General features: G+C 38.6%; 13 protein-coding genes. 5 read left to right on the top strand and 8 right to left on the bottom strand.

Annotated elements, in window-relative coordinates; translation table 11 throughout:
* Positions 1–11: 11 nt before the first annotated feature.
* The 6 genes from QOL76_RS01860 to QOL76_RS01835 form a co-directional block, all read right to left on the bottom strand.
* On the bottom strand, positions 12–443 hold the full coding sequence (locus QOL76_RS01860) for a DUF4943 family protein (RefSeq protein WP_283411322.1): 432 nt from the start codon (positions 441–443) through the stop codon (positions 12–14).
* 108 nt (positions 444–551) lie between these two features.
* Positions 552–797: a hypothetical protein gene (locus QOL76_RS01855; protein ID WP_283411321.1), complete on the bottom strand. Its 246-nt coding sequence runs from the start codon at positions 795–797 to the stop codon at positions 552–554.
* 185 nt (positions 798–982) lie between these two features.
* Complete coding sequence (locus tag QOL76_RS01850; RefSeq protein WP_283411320.1) at positions 983–2,404, bottom strand: alanine/glycine:cation symporter family protein; 1,422 nt, start codon at positions 2,402–2,404, stop codon at positions 983–985.
* 231 nt (positions 2,405–2,635) lie between these two features.
* On the bottom strand, positions 2,636–2,995 hold the full coding sequence (locus QOL76_RS01845) for a VOC family protein (RefSeq protein ID WP_283411319.1): 360 nt from the start codon (positions 2,993–2,995) through the stop codon (positions 2,636–2,638).
* Between the two features lie 73 nt (positions 2,996–3,068).
* On the bottom strand, positions 3,069–4,292 hold the full coding sequence (locus QOL76_RS01840; protein ID WP_283411318.1) for a hypothetical protein: 1,224 nt from the start codon (positions 4,290–4,292) through the stop codon (positions 3,069–3,071).
* A gap of 171 nt (positions 4,293–4,463) precedes the next feature.
* A complete protein-coding gene (locus tag QOL76_RS01835; protein ID WP_283411317.1) occupies positions 4,464–5,333 on the bottom strand; it encodes an AraC family transcriptional regulator in 870 nt (289 codons plus the stop codon).
* Positions 5,334–5,555: 222 nt separating this feature from the next.
* Here QOL76_RS01835 and QOL76_RS01830 point away from each other — a divergent pair, with 222 nt between their 5' ends.
* From QOL76_RS01830 to QOL76_RS01810, 5 genes are all read left to right on the top strand, one after another.
* Entirely contained in the window at positions 5,556–5,852 is a 297-nt protein-coding gene (locus QOL76_RS01830) for a hypothetical protein (RefSeq protein ID WP_283411316.1), read from the top strand.
* Between the two features lie 104 nt (positions 5,853–5,956).
* The gene (locus QOL76_RS01825; protein ID WP_283411315.1) at positions 5,957–7,318 is read left to right on the top strand and encodes a DUF3748 domain-containing protein; all 1,362 of its coding nucleotides are present in this window, start codon (positions 5,957–5,959) and stop codon (positions 7,316–7,318) included.
* Positions 7,302–8,243, top strand: coding sequence for a dihydrodipicolinate synthase family protein (locus QOL76_RS01820; RefSeq protein ID WP_283411314.1), 942 nt, complete (start codon positions 7,302–7,304; stop codon positions 8,241–8,243). The genes QOL76_RS01825 and QOL76_RS01820 overlap by 17 nt, the downstream gene beginning before the upstream one ends.
* 61 nt (positions 8,244–8,304) lie before the next feature.
* Positions 8,305–9,801, top strand: coding sequence for a sodium:solute symporter family protein (locus tag QOL76_RS01815; protein WP_283411313.1), 1,497 nt, complete (start codon positions 8,305–8,307; stop codon positions 9,799–9,801).
* A 201-nt stretch (positions 9,802–10,002) separates the two neighbouring features.
* Positions 10,003–10,704: a hypothetical protein gene (locus tag QOL76_RS01810; protein ID WP_283411312.1), complete on the top strand. Its 702-nt coding sequence runs from the start codon at positions 10,003–10,005 to the stop codon at positions 10,702–10,704.
* Positions 10,705–11,113: 409 nt separating this feature from the next.
* Here the strand turns inward: QOL76_RS01810 and QOL76_RS01805 are convergent, their stop codons facing one another.
* Both QOL76_RS01805 and QOL76_RS01800 read right to left on the bottom strand, forming a co-directional pair.
* Positions 11,114–11,524 carry a response regulator gene (locus tag QOL76_RS01805; RefSeq protein WP_283411311.1) on the bottom strand — a complete coding sequence of 137 codons (411 nt, stop codon included), beginning with the start codon at positions 11,522–11,524 and terminating at the stop codon, positions 11,114–11,116.
* A complete protein-coding gene (locus tag QOL76_RS01800; protein ID WP_283411310.1) occupies positions 11,514–14,195 on the bottom strand; it encodes a ligand-binding sensor domain-containing protein in 2,682 nt (893 codons plus the stop codon). Before QOL76_RS01800 ends, QOL76_RS01805 begins: the two co-directional genes overlap by 11 nt.
* Positions 14,196–14,363 lie beyond the last annotated feature (168 nt).

The following is a 14,363-nucleotide window of genomic DNA, read 5'->3' as shown; positions in this document are numbered from 1 at the left end:
AAGCAATTGAATTAATGCCAGCGATATTCAGTGTTCTTCAAAGGGTCTGTTTCTTTAAACCTATCAAAGTCCTTGTTCTTGTTGCTTTCCCACCAGTCATTGTATGATCTAGCAATCAATTCTCGGATCTCACTATTTTCAAGCAGTAGTGATAAATTATCCCTTTTCTGTACGATCGGATTTTGGGATGGAAAAGTGCCAATCAAGTATTCGCTGTCTATTGCTCTTGCTCTAATGGATTCTATTGTCCACAAAAGATACATGCCTAAGCTGCAGTCTGGTAGCCAAAGAGAAGAAATAATGTTTCTAGGAAAGTCTTTGATCAGCTGAGTATCATTACTATAGGCTAAAAGTGCGGGAATATCCCGAGAAGAAAATTCCGGCAGTTCGGAAGCATCGTATTTTCCTTTTTTTAATAATTCCACATACCGGTCTACTGTCATATTAGAAGGGGCTGAATTTTCCTCACACCCTAGTAAACTCATTAGGAAGAGACAGGCAAGAATTGTTCTTAGCGTTTTCATAGGCCTAAATGCTTCATTTTATAAGGTCTAACTCGCAAAATGGAGATTTTTCCCTGATTTCATTTCCCTGATTTTTCTCCATATTTCCAGCCACATACGAGTTTTATGGATGAGGCGTTTGTACCAATTTTTCTCTGATGACAAATCAAGCTCGTACTTTTCCAGAATCTGTCGTTTCAGTTGATAGATTCTCTTTTTGAATTCAGCTGAACTTTCCCAACTTTCTTTTCCTCCTTCAAAAATCCTCGATTGATTTTTTGGGTTGATATTCATATCAGTTAAAAGTTTGGTATTCAATAATTTGTTTAAGCTAATTTGTCACATATTAACAATTTCTGTATTAATAGCACAAAAAAAGCCGACAATTAGCTTGTCGGCTTTTGAATACCCTATCTATTTAAAATCAGGTATTTACTAGTCTGAGTTGTGATAATCCGTGCGAACACTGCGGATAAAAACTACTTCCAGAAATCAGCATTATCGATCCCAGCATCTTTAGCAATAAATACAGGATCTTTACCTTCTTTCTTCTGGCGCTGATAATCTTTCAATGCTTTGAAAGCTGGCTTACGGAGGAGAATAATTGCTATGATATTCAACCATGCCATGAGGCCTACTCCGATATCACCCATGGTCCAGGCCATTTCAGCAGTTTTAATAGATCCATAAAAGGTTGCTCCTAAAATTGCGATTCGGAGTACCCAAATGCCCCATTTATTATTTGTCTTTCTAATTAAATAACTCAGGTTTGTTTCTGCGATATAGTAGTATGCCATTATTGTTGTAAAAGCAAAAAACAATAAGGAAATAGCCACAAATCCAGCTCCCAGGGAAGGGAATTGGGAGGCTACGGCAAATTGAGTGTATTCTGGGCCGAAAGCTACTCCAGGAAGGTTTTCTACTATAAATCCACCATCAGGATTAACAACATTGTATTGACCTGTGAAAAGTATCATCAACGCAGTGGCAGTACATACAAAAAGGGTATCTACATAAACTGAAAAGGATTGAACCAATCCTTGCTTTACTGGGTGGCTTACCTCTGCAGCGGATGCAGCATGTGGAGCGGTTCCCTGACCAGCTTCATTCGAATAGATTCCTCTTTTTACGCCCCAAGCGATAGCCATACCAAATACACCACTAAATGCGGCTTCCAAGTTGAAAGCAGATTTAATGATCAATGCAAAAATCATAGGGACTTCGGTAATGTTTATTGCGATGATCACCACAGCCATCAAGATGTATGCAGCAGCCATAAACGGAATTACTACTTCTGCTACTTTACTGATTCTTTTCACTCCTCCAAGGATGATCAGGCCCATAAAAATAGTCACTAAAATCCCTGTATATTCAACAGGAACACCAAAAGCATTGTCCATGCTCAGAGCAATACTATTACTTTGCACACCTGGCATAAAGATGGCCGTAGCCAGAATAGTTGCGAAAGCAAAGAGCATTGCATACCATCTTTTACCTATTCCTTTTTCTATATAATAAGCAGGTCCACCGCGGTACTCTCCATCATTTACCTCCTTATAGATTTGACCCAAAGTGGATTCTACGAATGCCGAAGATGCTCCCAGAAATGCGATAACCCACATCCAAAAGATGGCCCCAGGTCCACCCATGGCTATGGCGGTGGCTACACCAGCGATATTTCCTGTTCCTACTCTTCCTGATATGGCTATTGCAAATGCCTGAAAGGAGGAAACCCCTTCTTTTGATGATTCTCCTTTAAATAAGAGCTGAACCATTTCTTTTAGGTAAGTGACCTGAAGAAATTTGGTAGCAAAGGAGAAATAAACTCCGGCTGCCAAGCAAAGAAAAATCAGCGCATTACTCCAAACAACTGCATTAATAGCTTCTACTATCTCTTTCATATATAATTTTAAAACTTAGAATTTCCAGTATTAAGTATGATTCGGGTTTATTTAGAACCCGAATAAAGGAAAAAATCAGCGATTATAGCAGAAGAATCATTTTAAATGGGCTTAATTCCTGATCGGTTGCCTTTGAAAATTAGGCAATATTGGATAAAGCTTACTTTTTATTCAGATTATTTAATTCCTGGTTTTGGGATTATTATCTACCGTTCCTGCTAATAAGAATTCTCAGGAAATAAATTCTATTAACTCCAATCTATTTCCCCAAGGGTCTCTGAAAAAGCAACGATCACGTCCCTTAATTGCCGAGGAGTAGCTGATTTCAACATTGTTGTGGATCAGGAAGTCTTTGGCTGTTTTGAGATTCTTTACGACAAAAGCTGCATGTCGTGCTGAATTTCTTTGATGCCCTTCTTCTTCTCGAATGTGAAGTTCAATATTTCCCAATTTGATCCAAATAGCACCATGAGGATGATTACCGTGTATTTCATTAAGTTGCAATATTTCCAAATAGAATTTTCGTGCATCCTTACTGGTTCCGGTTGGAATGGTGATTAGGATATGGTCAAGGTGTTTGATTTCAAGCATTAGAATTCATTTAAAAACACAAAATCACCCTTACGTGTGTAAAGGTGATTTAAGTATAGTTTATTGATACTACTTATTGAACTGTCAGAGGAACAGCTACAAACTCTGGTAGCTTGGCTTCAAAAAGTATTGTAAATTCTTCACTAGTTAGAATTTTACCTTGTTTTTTAGCCGAATTCGCAACTTCATATCCCCATTCTGCAGCAGCCATTCTTTGTAGAGGTGTACCATGGTGACCATTGCTAGCAAATCCACAATCTCCAATATTAAAGAAGACTTCTAAGAATTTCTGAACTCTTTTCCATTGCATAGTTGCTCCTCGGGAATGAGAAAGATAGTAAGCCGAATAAGCATCTGCCATTAACTCTGTTCGTCGAGTACCTTCTGGAGTACGGACTGCAGGAAATAATCCAAGCTGGAATTGAATGTGATGCCCAAATTCATGAGCAAGAATAGCCTGTGGAGCCACATCTTCAAAACCTAAAGCACTGTAAGCTTCCAATATTCCATCCCCCATGATTATTTTAGAAGGAATTACCCCTACAGGTGGAAAGAGGAAACTTCTCTGTGCAAAGGCATTAAAAGTGAAGATAGGATGGTCTCCATTTCTATATTGAGGATAAAAATCGAGAACCAAATCAACTATGTCAGCATAATTTTTAGCTGCTGCCTCTGGTAACCCAAACGCTGTTTGGTAAGTATTCACTACCTTTTCTCTGTCAGTTAACATGTTTCCATGCATAGCTGCCAACACGATCTCAGCAGATTCAATATTCCAGAAACGCTTTAAATCCTTGAACGTTTTAGTTAAAGACTGAGTGTATTCACCATTTTTGCCAAAAGATTGACCCGCTGAACTATTTTCAAAAACGAGCGCGTGATAAGTAGGTAGATCGAATAAGGCTAGAAAATCTGCATCTCCGAATGCATTATTGGTCCAATCCGAAAGTTCATCATCTAGCCAGATATTTAAGTCAGTATCACCACATGCTGTAGGCTCTACAGCACTTATTGCTGTTTTTACCATTTCCCGATATTGAGGATCCGTATCAAATGTTAAAGGTGAAAGCCTTCCAGATTCTGAATTGAAGTTTAGGTTTTTACCCATATCTATTTCAAAATTAAAAGGAAGCGGAGGTAAACCTTTTGTGATTAATTTGTCTTTTGAATTAGCAGCAAACTCAGATTCATTTGGTGTAATAGTTTCATCAGGTTGTACTTCACATGCAGTAAGAAGCAAGAACGGAATGGCAAGAATTGCCAATAACTGTTGGTTGATTTTTTTAGTGTTTGTCATAAATTTTAAATAATGTGGAGAATGTGAAAAATGAGATTGCAATAAAAAATGCTATGAATTAAAGTATGAACAAGTTATACGCAACTCACTTTTCAAGATAAAAAATAAAATTAGACGTTTCAATGGCAGTATTTGATAATCACGCTTTCACCTATTTAGTAGTAGGAAAAATTACAACTGATATTGTTTTTTATAAGCAAAAGGAGTCATTCCAGTTACCTTGTTGAAATGCCTATAAAAGTTGGAAAGTGTGTTGAATCCGCATTCGTAGCAAATCATCTGTGTGGACTGCTTGTTTTCTTTCAAGGCTCTACAGGCATTTGATATCCTTATTTCAATAACAAATTCAAAAAAGGTTTTATTAGTCATCGTTTTGAAATAGCGACAAAAAGCAGATGGACTGAGGTTCGCTAGATCGGCGATGTCTGAAAGATTGATTTCGTTGCTATAATTAGCCAAGACATAGGAGTAGATCTTTTCCAGCCTGTGCATTTCTGACAAATTGGACAAATGGCTGTACGCGTATCCTGGTGAAATAGTATCATACTCTTCCGTTTCGGCGAGAGTTTTAATTATTTCAAGAAGAAGAATTAGCCGTTTTATACTGACTGCTTGCTCCAATTCTTGAAGCAGTTCGGCGATTTTTAATTTAGTATCTCCAGTGATTAGCAAGCCTTGTTTTGCTTTTTCAAATAAAACAGGGATACTATCTGCCTCAGGAAGATTTAGGAATTCCGGACCAAAACATGTTGGGTGGAATTGGAGGACATAGGTTGCAGTTTGCAAGGTGGAGTCTTTATCAAAATACTCTTCTTTACAACGCCATGCGTGAGGGAGATTTTGACCTAAAAAAACCATTTGGCCATCGGAAAAATTGCTCACATTGTCTCCTATGTATTGAGTGCCTTCGCCTTTGATGATGTAGTGCAGTTCCAGCTCCGGATGATAGTGCCATAAGTTGCCCGTAAGTGGTTTGGGATCGAAGCGAATAATAAAGGATTTTGCTGGTTCGATTGGTACTTTATGGAAATGGGCTTTCATTGGTGGGTTATAAAAAGAGAAGGTTTTTCTCTTGTCAAACTGACTGATTTAATTGAAATATGAAGTATTTCAAATCTACTCAATAATATGATTTTGATATACATTTCAGATTATCCTCCTGTAATTATGCTAAAATAATGGAATATAAGAGTAAGAATGACTAGAGAATGTATGGGATTTAAAATGATCTTTAGTAAAGTAAAACCCAAAATAAATTAAGGTATGAATCCACTTTTTCAAGTGAATAGCTTGGTGAAATATTTCTTAGTGTTTTGCCTGACAGCTAGCTCTTTTTTCAAAATAAATTTTGCTCAGCAAGTCACTCATGATTTTGAAAGTGTTAAATACAACAACTCTGGGACTACATGTGATAACCCTATTTGCCACGTAGAAGAATTACAAGAGGGATTCGAAAAAGTCCGCTTCAATCAATGGGAAATGCTGGCTCATGAGGTGGATGGAGAGTGGGGAATAGTAGTCAGTGTTGAAGATGGGCGGTTCTATCATTTCAGTAGATGAGACTTTTTCGGAAAAGACACATTTCTAACCCTTCCGCCTTTGGCAGAATTCTACTAATACCACTACTTTTCACTTTGGTGAAATGCAACGACAAAAATGAAACAATGAATCAAACTCCTTCTGAAACACAGGAAATTCAAGTAACCAAAGATCTATCAGGTCATATGCTGAATCAGCGGCAGGCTTTTTCTCCCGATGATCGTTTGTTGGCATTTGATGGTAGAAACGATGATTCAAAAATCGGAGAAAACGCTTCGATCGGAGTAGTGAATATTGCAACCAGGGAAATTCAAACTATTTACCAGCTTTATAACCAAACTGTGTTTGGACCGGGAACTGGAGCGGTAAGCTTTCATCCTTCTCGAAACGAAGTTGTATTTATTCATGGGTTAAAGAATGCTTCGGAAGAGGTTCCTTATGGCTTTACCAGAAGATTTGCCATGCAAGTTGATTTGGAAAATGACAATCAATCAGACCCCATGGAAGCTCGGGATGTGCAATTTCCCTTTACCAACGGAGCTTTGCGTGGAGGTTCTCACGCTTATTCATACAGCACAGATGGTCAATTCGTTAGCTTTACTTATAATGATGAAATTTTAGAACATACTTCCAAAGAAAACCCAACTGTTTCAGACCTCAGAACTGTGGGCGCTTTTCTGGTAGGGGAGAAAGTGGAAGTTGATGCAGAGCAAAATGATGAGAACTTTGATGGGACTAGTTTTGCCATTCTACTCGCCGAAGTGACTAACAATCCAGCCCCAGGTTCGGATCAAATCAGCAAAGCCTACGAAGAATGCTGGGTAGGAAATGAGGGGTATTTCAAGTCTGATGGGACAAGACAAAAGCGCGCTTTGGCATTTTTGGGAGACGTGGTTTCCAGTTCTGGTGAAAAAGTCACAGAGGTTTTTATCACGGATATCCCTGACGATAATTCTATTTTAATTAATTCAGTCAATGCGGGGAGTTTGACAAAGCTGCCTTCTCTTCCTAAAGGAGTCACTCAACGTAGATTGACTTTTACAACAGAAAATAAAAACCCTGGAGTCCAGAGACCTCGACAATGGTTGAGAAGTTCACCGGATGGCAATGCCATCTATTTCTATCAAAAGGAAGATTCAGGTATTATCCAGATTCATGCAGTTTCTCCGGTTGGGGGTTCGATCAAAGCCATTACAGCAAATGACTTTTCTCCAGATACTTCGTTCGCGCTAAGTGCAGATGGAAAATATCTCGCGTATGGAGCAAATGAGGCCATTTATGTCACATCCGTAGAAACTGGAAAGACGATTCTGGTTTTGCCTGCGCCAGAAAAACCATTCACTCATCTCAGCAATATCAACTGGTCAAACAAAGGCCATACTATCGCTTACAATAGGAAAGGAACTCTCAATGGAGAAGGCTTTTACCAGATTTTTGTCTTAGATCTCAACACCTTTTTATACAATAACTATGTCACTTTTAACTAAAACAAATTTCCCACTGAGAGGGATTATCCCTCCGATGATTACACCTCTGAATGCTGATGGGGCTCTAGATTCCGCAAGTGTTCAGAAATTGATAGAGCACTTGATAGCTGGAGGAGTTCATGGTATTTTTATCCTAGGAACTACTGGAGAATTCTCAGGGCTTAGCTATCAAGTTCGAAGAGAATTGATCACGCAGACCTGTGAGCTGGTAGCCGGAAGAGTGCCTGTATTGGTTGGGATAACGGATGTTTCGATTGAGGAAAGTATCGCTTTGGCAGACTACGCCGAAGAAGCTGGAGCAGATGCTGTGGTGGCTGCACCGCCTTTTTACATTACTATTGATCAATCAGAAATGTATTCCTATTTCAAGCAATTGGCGGACGGAATCTCTATTCCAATGTTTCTTTACAACATGCCCTCTCATACCAAACTAATCATCGAGGTGGATACGGTAGTCAAACTTTCCTCACATGAGCGGATTATTGGCTTGAAGGACAGCTCTGCACATGGTGTGTATTTTCAGTCGCTATGCCATGCCTTTAGAGATCAGCCTGATTTTGTGCTGATGGTAGGACCGGAAGAAATGATGGCCGAAACGGTATTGATGGGGAGTCATGGTGGAGTTTGTGGGGGAGCTAATCTATTTCCGGAAGTCTATGTGGGGCTCTATGAGGCTGCTGTGAAAAGGGATTTTGGAAAAGTAAAAGAATTCCAAGCTGTGGTGATGGAAATCAGTACTAAGATCTATCAAGTAGGGGGCTATAAGTCTAGCTATATGAAAGGGCTGAAAACTGCGATGTCATTTAGAGGACTTTGCCAAGCACAATTTGCCTCACCATTGTATCCATTCTCAGAAGAAGAAGTAGAAGAACTCCGAAAAAGATTAATTGAGATTACTAATCAGCTAGAACTCAAGAAAGTTTGACTGGTTTGAATCCTATAATTAGCGTTACTTAATTTTCTCTTCCCAAAAAGCCCCAGAACAGATGGATTTACCTTTAATAGATTTACTAGTTTTTCTTGTTTACATGGCTGCTATTGTTGGGTTTGGAATCTCCTTTTCATTCCGCAAACGGACGGCTCTGGAATATACAACTGGAGGCGGAAGGCTTCCAAGCTGGGCGATAGGAATGTCAATATTCGCCACGTTTGTGAGCAGTATAAGTTTCTTGGCACTTCCTGGAAATGCTTTTTTATCCAACTGGAACGGATTTGTCTTTAGCCTTTCCATACCTTTTGCCGCTTGGATAGCGGTAAAGTATTTTGTCCCCTTGTATAGAAATCTCCAAAGCGAATCCGCTTATTATTACCTGGAAACTCGTTTTGGTTCCTGGGCTAGAGTCTATGCTTCCATTTGCTACTTATTGACTCAGCTGGCAAGAATGGGAGCAATCATGTACTTGCTGGCGTTGCCGATGAATGCTTTATTCGGATGGAGCGTTCCTATTATTATCGTCTGTACAGGAATTAGCGTGATGGTTTATGCCATGCTAGGTGGGATCGAAGCAGTGATCTGGACAGATGCTATTCAAGGGATAGTTTTGATTGGAGGAGCATTGCTGTGTCTTGTAGTGATCTTGTTTTCTATGCCAAATGGACCTGGAGAAGTGATTACTATCGCAGCTGAAGCAAATAAATTCAGTTTGGGAAGTTTTAAAATCAACTTCGTAGAATCTACTTTCTGGATGATTTTGATCTATGGGCTCTTTATTAACCTACAGAATTTTGGGATAGATCAAAGTTACATTCAGCGCTATATCAGCGCCAAATCAGAGAAGGAAGCAGTGAAATCCACGTGGTTGGGTAGCTTACTTTATGTACCAGTTTCCTTATTGTTTTTCTTTATTGGAACAGCGCTTTTTTCCTATTATCAGGCTTTTCCGGATCTTTTGCCTGCAGAATTGCAGTTGGCTGAGAATGCCGATAAGGTATTTCCCTACTTCATTGTATCAGGGCTTCCGACGGGTGTGACAGGCATTTTGATTGCTTCGATTTTTGCAGCAGGTATGAGCACTGTTTCTACGAGTATCAATAGCTCAGCGACGGTATTTCTTTCAGATCATTATCGCAAATACATTCACAAAAATGCCACCGAGAAGCAATCCATGCGCGTGCTTTTGCTAAGTTCCTTCGTAATGGGAGGTCTCAGTATATTGGTTGCTTTAGCCTTTAATGGAGTGACTAGTGCCTTAGAAGCTTGGTGGGCTCTTTCTTCCATTTTTAGTGGTGGGATTTTAGGTTTGTTTTTACTGGGTTTTGTAGTAAAAAAGGCCTCGAGCAAAGCAGCAGCAATCGGCGTGTTGTGCGGTGTTTTGGTTATTGGATGGATGAGTCTTTCAGCGATTTTATTTAAAGGAACTAGTTTGGAGGGCTTTGAAAATACCCTGCATACTAATCTGACTATCGTAATGGGGACACTTACGATTTTTATTCTTGGATTTCTACTTACTGGTTTTTTGGCTAAACCAGAAGAAAGTTCTTGATAGGTTTGCCAGATGAAAGCGCACGCAAATTCTCCACAAATTGAGAAAAATTAGTCGCTGAATTTAGTTGTAAAAACTATGTAAAGCCATTTCCTGCCTTAGGAAGTGGCTTTTTGATTTGGTAATTTTTTTGAATAAGTAATTAGTAGTAGACCATTATAGTCCGCACTAAAAAATTCTTAATCGCAAAATTTAATCCCTATGAAAATTGATTCAATTCCTAAAGAAGATAGCTTTAGTCAAGAGCTTTTAGATAATGAGATAATTTGGTTCACTGCAAGAAATAGAAGGGAAGTAAATCTTGAAATAGAGAAGCTGAAGACTTATGGGTTTGAAACTTTGAGAATAGGGATAGATTGCGCAGAGTTTAACACAAAAAAAGGGAGTAAATGGTACGATTGGCTAATTCCTACTTTAGGACAAAGTTTTAATCTTGAGCTTTGTTTTGACAACTTTTCAAAAACTGACGGAATGTCTATCTGCCCGAAACAGGCCTTGCCTGAAATTGTTGAGCACTTTATTTTTAAGCATGGCAAATGCTTCTCAGTGGTTGAATTGTGGAGAAACCCTTCCGATCGAAAAAAGCAGGATTCAGTAGAGAATATATTTTCCGATGAGGTGGTTTTTACAACTACTTGGGCAAAATACTTAGGTAAAAAAGTCAAACTAGGCAAGATTAGAGAGGCGGATTTTGAATGGATTACTAAACTGATTTCTTCACAGTTTCTTAAGAATATTGAATGCTTGGAGGTTGATAAGGAAGAAAGGGATTTGTGGGAAACAAATACCATGTTTTATGAAAGAACATTAAGAAGTCTCTTTCATGCTAAAGGCGTGAGTGCTAAGATTTTTCCTAATGAAAACTCAAACATGTTAAATCAATTGTCAAAAGGCATTGCGTGATTAGAAGTAGATCTATCAGCTTTTCCATGCGTTGAATAGGAATGCGGAAATGATATTTTTTATCTGGAAAAGTTTAATCAGCAAACTGACTCTACGTGGATTTTGCAGGAAACACAGGATATTTGACAGGGTGACGCAGCGCAACTGGAATCCAACGATCCATTGCTGAAATACTACAAAAGGAATTCAACGTAAAAACATCACTTCTGAATTTTTTTATTCAAAAAATACAGTGGCCGGTACTTAGCTCAAAAACTCTTCAACTTTCGTCTTGAGCCCTAGGTGGTCGGGATTTTACAGGATTTACCAGCAGTGGGTTGAAGGACATTATCTTTGAAAGCAATCAATGAAACTAATTTAACTTACTGAAAAACAACCCGGTGGCATTAAATAGCTTAAAACAGTCAAACTAATTTTTAGGTAACCACTCGCCCAATCGTTCCCTCAGCTCGGTCAATTGAGCTGATCCCATAGGTTTTTCCCAATAATCTATGACCATGGGATATTGTGTAGACTTATCCTTGTCCGACTTACTCAGTGATGAGGTTACAATAATCACCTTGATATCTTCACAATTAACACGTTCCTGTAGTTGATCCAAAAATTGCCAGCCATTCATTCTAGGCATGTTGATATCCAAAAAAATCAGGTTCTTTTGCCCAGTGCTATTTAAGGATGCGAGCGTTTCTAAAGCTTCTTGTGCATCATGGAAGGCCTGTACATCCATGCCTTGAAGTTGTGTTTTGACTTGTGCTTTGTGCAGTAATATAATTATTTGGTCATCGTCGATAATGTATATTACGGGTAGTTTAGCTTTCATGGTTTTTCATGTTTTCGGACATTGAGTGTGTTTTTCTGACGATTTGGTCGAGTTCCTCCAGCGATTTTTGGAGTTCTATTTCCAACTCATTTTTACTGAGACCTATTTCCGGATAACTTGAATATTGACTCAATACCTGTGCTATTCCCATTGCTTTGGTTAAAGCCGCTCTTACCTTATGGGATTGATGCCAGGTGATAGCAATTAGTACGTTGTTCTTGCGTTCTATCTCACTCAATGCTTTTTTAAGTTGGTCGTTAGTATTGCTCAATTCAGCCGTTCGTTGATTCACCTTGCATTCCAAACTCCTTTTCATCCTGACATTGTAATAATACTTTACCATAAAACTGACTAGAACTCCAAACGCTATCAGTAGTAAGATCTTGAAAACTAGACTTTCAAACCAAGTTGCTTTTACCCTAATAGGTAAAGACTTTATCAGTTCAGTTTTTCCATGGCGAAGCACTTTTATTTCCAAGTTGTAGTAGCCCGGCTTTAACCCCGTAAAATTAAGCTGCCTACTGTCACTGATGGGTTGCCATTCCTCCGAGTTTTTATTAATACGGTAAAAAAAAGAATACCTATCCGGACTTTCAATATCAATCAGACTAAAAGTTACCTGAAAGATCCGCACTCCTTCCGGAATGGTAATTTCATTTTCTATTCCAATTATTTGACCACCCACGTGAAGGTTATCCCACATAAAGAGGAAATTCTTTGAGTCTTCTTTTTCTGCCAATGATGGCCCACGAATGATACCAATTCCTTCCACTGTTGGGATCCAGATTTCCCCCGAATAGTCCTTTAATGCCGAGGGGAAGATTAAGCCATTTGTTTCTGAATTAGGCATTCCATGACTTTCATTGTAAAAGTTATTGACAATATGAAAATCTTCATCGGAAGTATGTTTGAATTTTTCTAGCTCAGAATTGGGGAAGTATTGGACTCCAAAATTATTGGTAGTCCATATACCAGAGTTTCCATCTGAAATGATACTGAAAACACCTCGGGATTTTAGGCCGTTTTCTTTTTTTAGAATCTTAAATTCCCCTTGATGTAAAAGCACGATGCCACCGTGGGTAGCAAACCACAAATCTCCATCTCTGTCTTCATACATACTATAGATAAGATTTTCACTCATTGGCAATGGTAGGATTTGGTTTTCGATCAATTGATCATTTTCAAAACGAAGAAAACCCTCGTTAACAGATCCTATGATTACCTGTTTATTATTCAACTCCAGAATACTAATAAAACTGGTATTGGCGTACTTTTCGGGTAATTCTACTTGGTGAAAGCTGTCCTTTTCATCAATGTAATGAATACCACCGCCCCGGGTCAGAATCCAAAGCCAATTTTTTGAATCCCGGAATATGGCATAGACATAATTGCTTTGCAGTCCATTTTCTTTTGTGAGGTATTCTACTATTTGACCATTTTGCTGGTCAATAATTGATACCCCCCCAAGACTTCCCACGTAAACTTTTCCATTGGCAGATCCGATGGTATTAACTCTGTTTTGTAATAGCCCGTCCTCATCTTTCCAGGAATTTATTTCTCCATTCTTTAATTGGTAAACTCCATCGGATTTAGTCCCAATCCAAATACTACTATCGGCAGCTTGATAAATTGGCTTGATGTTTTTCTCCTGTAAAACATCCTGGTTTAAATGTTTGATTTTGGCAGGTCTTACAATTGCCAATCCTTTACCCACAGTACCCAGGTATAGATTGTCTTTTTCTCTGATGATTTTTCTTACTGTATAAGTTTGGAGCTCTGGATAAATAATTTGGGTAATTCTTCCTTCTGACATTTTAATAAGTCCGCTTTCCAGAGACCCGGCCCAGATCGAGTTGTCCGAATCTGCAATAAGGCTGGACGGTGAGATGATGTTGACCTGCTTAAAAGAATAGATGTTTTCAAGAATATAACCTTCTTTTAAGCGAAAAATCCCTTCATCAAGAGCATATACATAAAGTTGATCCCCATTGCCAAAAATTTTTAATGCAGAGAAATCCTGCCTGGTAACCAATTTCACTTTTCTGGTTTGTAGGTTCAGTTCATATATGCCGCGTGATGTACCCACAAGTATAATTGAGTTTTTCAGTGGGTAAAATCCGAATATGTCCAGCGGAACTCCAGGAGTCCAATACGGCAGAAGAGTGAATGTCTCCTGATCCCAAGAGAAAATCTGACCTTTTTGATTGCCTATAAGTAAACCACCTTCTCCATTATCTGCTATTGCTCTGATCAAGGCTTTATCCGTTATTTCGGAGCAATCAATTATTGTTTTGATGTTTTTATTAAGCAAAGCAATACTCCGGTCTCCGGCCGCCCAAATACCACTTTCGGTTTTAAAAAAATTGTAATAAGTCTGCTCAAGCATTTCAGGATAGTTGTCCTGGTCAAATACTTTGAGAATTTTTCCATCAAATCTGGCTAATCCTTCCTCTGTTGCAGTCCATAAATATCCAAAATTGTCCTTTTCCATAGCGAATACTGCATTTTGGGGCAGTCCTTTGGAGTTGTTCCAAATTTCCATCACGTAGTTGTGGACAATTTCAGGGTTTTTAGTTGATGAGCTAGGAACAGATTGTGAAAGCACAGGATGCTTTAACAAAAGGCATAAAGCCAGTATATAGTAAAAATACTTAATCGTAACCTTCTTCATCAAATTCTCGAAATTTTAAGGGAGGGGGTAATTCCCTTCTTACGGTTTTTTGTAGGACATAGAAGATATATATAAAATTAAGGCTTGACTCATTTTATGTGCGGTTGATTTGAAGGTAATATGGAAATATAGGTTCATTTTTTTAGCTGTCAATGGATCTTTCCTTAT

The sequence above is a fragment of the Algoriphagus winogradskyi genome, from assembly GCF_900182815.1.
In the GTDB taxonomy this organism is placed as follows: Bacteria; Bacteroidota; Bacteroidia; order Cytophagales; family Cyclobacteriaceae; genus Algoriphagus; species Algoriphagus winogradskyi.
The sequence above is the reverse complement of the archived record's forward strand: the minus strand, read 5'-3'. Positions and strand labels throughout refer to the sequence as shown.

What these genes read in the sequence shown, in the direction of transcription:
- QOL76_RS01860 (WP_283411322.1), bottom strand. Translation starts at nt 443, where the DNA reads ATGACAGTAGACCGGTATGTGGAATTATTAAAAAAAGGAAAATACGAT.
- QOL76_RS01855 (WP_283411321.1), bottom strand. Translation starts at nt 797, where the DNA reads ATGAATATCAACCCAAAAAATCAATCGAGGATTTTTGAAGGAGGAAAA.
- QOL76_RS01850 (WP_283411320.1), bottom strand. Translation starts at nt 2,404, where the DNA reads ATGAAAGAGATAGTAGAAGCTATTAATGCAGTTGTTTGGAGTAATGCG.
- QOL76_RS01845 (WP_283411319.1), bottom strand. Translation starts at nt 2,995, where the DNA reads ATGCTTGAAATCAAACACCTTGACCATATCCTAATCACCATTCCAACC.
- QOL76_RS01840 (WP_283411318.1), bottom strand. Translation starts at nt 4,292, where the DNA reads ATGACAAACACTAAAAAAATCAACCAACAGTTATTGGCAATTCTTGCC.
- QOL76_RS01835 (WP_283411317.1), bottom strand. Translation starts at nt 5,333, where the DNA reads ATGAAAGCCCATTTCCATAAAGTACCAATCGAACCAGCAAAATCCTTT.
- QOL76_RS01830 (WP_283411316.1), top strand. Translation starts at nt 5,556, where the DNA reads ATGAATCCACTTTTTCAAGTGAATAGCTTGGTGAAATATTTCTTAGTG.
- QOL76_RS01825 (WP_283411315.1), top strand. Translation starts at nt 5,957, where the DNA reads ATGAATCAAACTCCTTCTGAAACACAGGAAATTCAAGTAACCAAAGAT.
- QOL76_RS01820 (WP_283411314.1), top strand. Translation starts at nt 7,302, where the DNA reads ATGTCACTTTTAACTAAAACAAATTTCCCACTGAGAGGGATTATCCCT.
- QOL76_RS01815 (WP_283411313.1), top strand. Translation starts at nt 8,305, where the DNA reads ATGGATTTACCTTTAATAGATTTACTAGTTTTTCTTGTTTACATGGCT.
- QOL76_RS01810 (WP_283411312.1), top strand. Translation starts at nt 10,003, where the DNA reads ATGAAAATTGATTCAATTCCTAAAGAAGATAGCTTTAGTCAAGAGCTT.
- QOL76_RS01805 (WP_283411311.1), bottom strand. Translation starts at nt 11,524, where the DNA reads ATGAAAGCTAAACTACCCGTAATATACATTATCGACGATGACCAAATA.
- QOL76_RS01800 (WP_283411310.1), bottom strand. Translation starts at nt 14,195, where the DNA reads ATGAAGAAGGTTACGATTAAGTATTTTTACTATATACTGGCTTTATGC.